This is a genomic window from Mesorhizobium sp. M7A.F.Ca.CA.002.15.2.1 (genome assembly GCF_003998715.1).
GTDB lineage: Bacteria > Pseudomonadota > Alphaproteobacteria > Rhizobiales > Rhizobiaceae > Mesorhizobium > Mesorhizobium ciceri.
Window position 1 is genome coordinate 1 of the sequence record NZ_RZPI01000611.1, and the last position, 3,420, is coordinate 3,420.

Sequence of the window (3,420 nt, forward strand, 5' to 3'; positions counted from 1 at the left end):
TTCCTGCCTACGCCCAGGCAATCGTTGCGATCGTTTCGATGCCGGCGCTGAGATCGCGATGGTCGAACGCCGCGATAGCCGTTGCCGCCGTGCTGGCGTTTTTCGGTACTTTTTTCCCAATTGGCCGCCAGGTGCTGTCACCGATCAGCTACGTCTTTGCCAGGGAAGCCACGCTCCCGCTGCAACTCGACAATCTTCCAGAATACAGGCGTCTTATCGATGACCTTCTTGGAAAGATGGGACCTGGGGACCGGTTGTCGGTATTTGCGTCCAGCGGGATCATGAGCGACTCATTGCTCTATGAAATGGACAAGGACCTTTACCCTCGCATCGAGTGGGCTTGTCAGGTCGATAGTCGCGATCGATTCAGACCGGCGGCGTTGAAGTCCAAATACGTTGTCGTGACCGATCCGCCCGTTACCCATCTGCAGCCGGGTGCGCAGCTCTGTGTCTCGATACCGGACCAATACATTGTCGAGGGCAAAGGCATCGGCGCAGCATACAGGCGCATCGCGGCGTACCAGCTGTCCGGCGACGTCAAGGGCTACCTCTACGAACAGGCGCGCCCTATCGGCAAAACGGAGATCGATGACCTCTATAACGAGTTCAGGAAAAAATATCCGGGATGGGCAACGCCTGAGTGGTGACGAGCTCGGCTGGTCCGTGCGGTTGCGCCCACAACGAGGGATTGACCGGGCAGCCCTGCGGGGGCAGTAAACGGTCATGTTCAATCTGTTTCTCGTCTTCCTCGGTGGCGGCATCGGTGCCGGGATTCGTCACCTTACCAACATCGGCGCGCTGCGTTTTGTCGGCCCCAACTATCCCTGGGGCACGATGGCCATCAACGTCATCGGCTCCTTCGCCATGGGGCTGTTCATCGCCTCCATGATGCGCCGTGGCGGATCGAACGAGGTCAGGCTGTTCGTTGCCACCGGCATTCTTGGCGGCTTCACCACCTTCTCAGCCTTTTCGCTCGATTTCGCGACGCTGTGGGAGCGGGGAGCCACGCTGCCTGCGCTGGGTTATGCCCTTGCCAGCGTCATTGGCGCCATTATCGCCCTGTTTCTGGGACTTTGGCTCGCAAGAAGCCTGCCTTAGTGCTATTGCCGCGCCAAGAACAGGCCGAGCTTGGCTCGGGAAACGGATAAGCGACAAAAAACATGGCAGGCGTTGAACAGATCACGGTGGAAGCCGGCGAGGCGGGCATGCGGCTCGACCGCTGGTTCAAGACCCATTTCCCGGGCCTTGGTTTCGGCCATTTGCAGAAGCTTCTGCGCTCCGGCCAGATCCGTGTCGACGGCGGCCGGGTCAAGGCCGACACCCGTGTCGAGCCCGGCCAGATGGTTCGCGTCCCACCGCTCGAGGTTGACAAGAAGGGCGAGAGTGCGCTGACCGGCCACTCGATCCGCAACCAGGGCGATGCCGATGTCCTGTCGAAAATGCTGATCCATGAAGACCCTAAGGTTTTCGTCTTCAACAAGCCGGCGGGCCTTGCGGTGCAGGGCGGCTCGGGCGTCACCCGCAATGTCGACGACATGCTGGAGGCCTGGCGCAACCAGAAGGGCGAGAAGCCCAGACTGGTTCACAGGCTTGACCGCGACACTTCGGGCGTGCTGGTCGTCGCCCGCACCCGACTGGCCGCCATGAAGCTCTCGGAAGCATTTCGCGCCCGCGAGACCAAGAAGACCTATTGGGCGCTGGTCAAGGGCGTGCCGCCCAAGCGCGAGGACAAGATCTCGACCTGGCTGATCAAGGAGCCGACGCCGGACGGTGACCGCGTGCGGGTCGCCGCGCATGGCGAAAAGGGCGCCGACCACGCCGTCTCTTATTACCGGATCATCGAGCAGGCGGCGCAGACGATGACCTGGCTGGAGATGGAGCCTTATACCGGCCGCACCCACCAGCTTCGCGTTCATGCCGCCTACATCGGCTGCCCGATCCTGGGCGATCCGAAATATTTCGAGGCCGACACCAATTGGGACTTTCCCGGGGGCATTCAAAACCGCCTGCATCTGCACGCCCGCCGCATCATCATTCCGCATCCCGACAAGGGCGTCATCGATGTCACGGCGCCAATGCCACCGCATATGCGCCAGAGCTGGAACCTGATCGGCTTCGACGACGCCAGCGCGGAGGACTGATCGTGAGCGGCGCCACCGACGCGCTCGACCGGCGCGACACGGTCGACCTGGCCGCCGCCGCGATCATGGTCGGGCTGACCTTTTCCTGGGGGCTGAATTACGTCGCCGCCAAGATCTCCTACGCTGGCTATGATCCGGTTTTCCTGTCGATCGCGCGCTCGATCATCGGCGGCATGTGTGTCTTTGCCTGGTGCCGGTGGCGCGGCATCGCGCTTTTCACGCGCGACGGGACCTTGCTCGCCGGCATCTTGGTTGGCGCGCTTTTCGGCATCGAGTTCCTTTGCCTCTATGTCGGCCTGGAGCATACGACCGTTGCCCGCAACACGCTGCTGGTCAACACCATGCCGTTCTGGATGCTGCTCGGCGGCCATTTCCTGCTCGGCGAGCAGATCACGTTGAGAAAATTCCTTGGCCTGCTGCTGGCCTTTGCCGGCCTTGCCGCGGTGTTTTCCGACAAGCTTGGCGGCGGCGGAGACATGCTGTTCGGCGATCTGCTGAGCCTTGGCTCCGGATTCTTCTGGGCTTTGACCAACATCCTCATCAAGCGGTCGAAGCTGGTCGAGGCGAGCGCCGAGAAGCTGCTGCTTTACCAGCTCGCCGGGGCAGCGATCGTGGGCGTATTGGTGCTGCCTCTCGCCGGCCCGCCCGTTCGCGACCCGACCGTGCTGCCGACCTTGGCGCTGCTTTTCCAGGCGGTCTACATCGTCGCCTTCACCTATGTGCTGTGGTTCTGGCTGCTGCGGCGCTATCCGGCGTCAGGCCTGTCCAGTTTCACCTTCCTGTCGCCGGTTTTCGGCGTGCTGTGCGGAGCCATGTTCTTGAATGAGCCGCTGACCATGCGCATTTTCCTGGCACTTGGCCTGATTGCCGCCGGCCTGATCATCGTCAACCGGCCGGCGCGCAAGCTGACGCCGGTGTAAGAGAGACCTTCATGCGTGACATCCTCAACGACCTCGAAGCGGGCAAGTATCTCTCCGACCCGGATCCTGTGCGCCGCGCCCAGATCCAGATGAAGACGCCTCTGCCCAAACGCTTCTACAAGGCCGCCTCTGTGGCACCTATCGACAATGGCTTTGCCGTGCATCTCGACGGCAAGCCGGTGCGGACGCCGGGCAAGGCGCTGCTGGTGCTGCCGACCGAGGCAGCAGCCGCGCTCGTCGCCGACGAGTTCGCCGCCCAAAGCGAGACCATCGATCCGGTGAAGATGCCGGTGATGCGCCTCGTCAACACGGCCATCGATGGCGTCGCCAGCGACCCGCAGGCGGTGCTGGAGGATATC

Annotated in this window: 4 protein-coding genes and 1 pseudogene; all 5 read left to right on the plus strand. The window is 62.3% G+C overall.

The window, feature by feature from the left end; all coding sequences use genetic code 11:
- Positions 1-647 (plus strand): annotated as a pseudogene (locus ENZ74_RS26145) (hypothetical protein); the annotation flags it as partial.
- 76 nt (positions 648-723) lie between these two features.
- Positions 724-1,098 (plus strand): fluoride efflux transporter CrcB, encoded by a 375-nt coding sequence (gene crcB, locus ENZ74_RS26150; protein WP_063168066.1) that lies wholly within the window; start codon positions 724-726, stop codon positions 1,096-1,098.
- A 62-nt stretch (positions 1,099-1,160) separates the two neighbouring features.
- On the plus strand, positions 1,161-2,141 hold the full coding sequence (locus tag ENZ74_RS26155; RefSeq protein ID WP_024505072.1) for an RluA family pseudouridine synthase: 981 nt from the start codon (positions 1,161-1,163) through the stop codon (positions 2,139-2,141).
- A gap of 2 nt (positions 2,142-2,143) precedes the next feature.
- On the plus strand, positions 2,144-3,061 hold the full coding sequence (locus tag ENZ74_RS26160) for a DMT family transporter (RefSeq protein WP_063168065.1): 918 nt from the start codon (positions 2,144-2,146) through the stop codon (positions 3,059-3,061).
- 11 nt (positions 3,062-3,072) lie between these two features.
- Positions 3,073-3,420 (plus strand): ATP12 family protein (locus ENZ74_RS26165; RefSeq protein ID WP_281059730.1); only part of this gene is annotated, 348 nt, incomplete at its 3' end.

Excerpts from the sequence above, each read along its gene's own strand:
- crcB (WP_063168066.1), top strand. The coding sequence starts at position 724 with ATGTTCAATCTGTTTCTCGTCTTCCTCGGTGGCGGCATCGGTGCCGGG.
- ENZ74_RS26155 (WP_024505072.1), top strand. The coding sequence starts at position 1,161 with ATGGCAGGCGTTGAACAGATCACGGTGGAAGCCGGCGAGGCGGGCATG.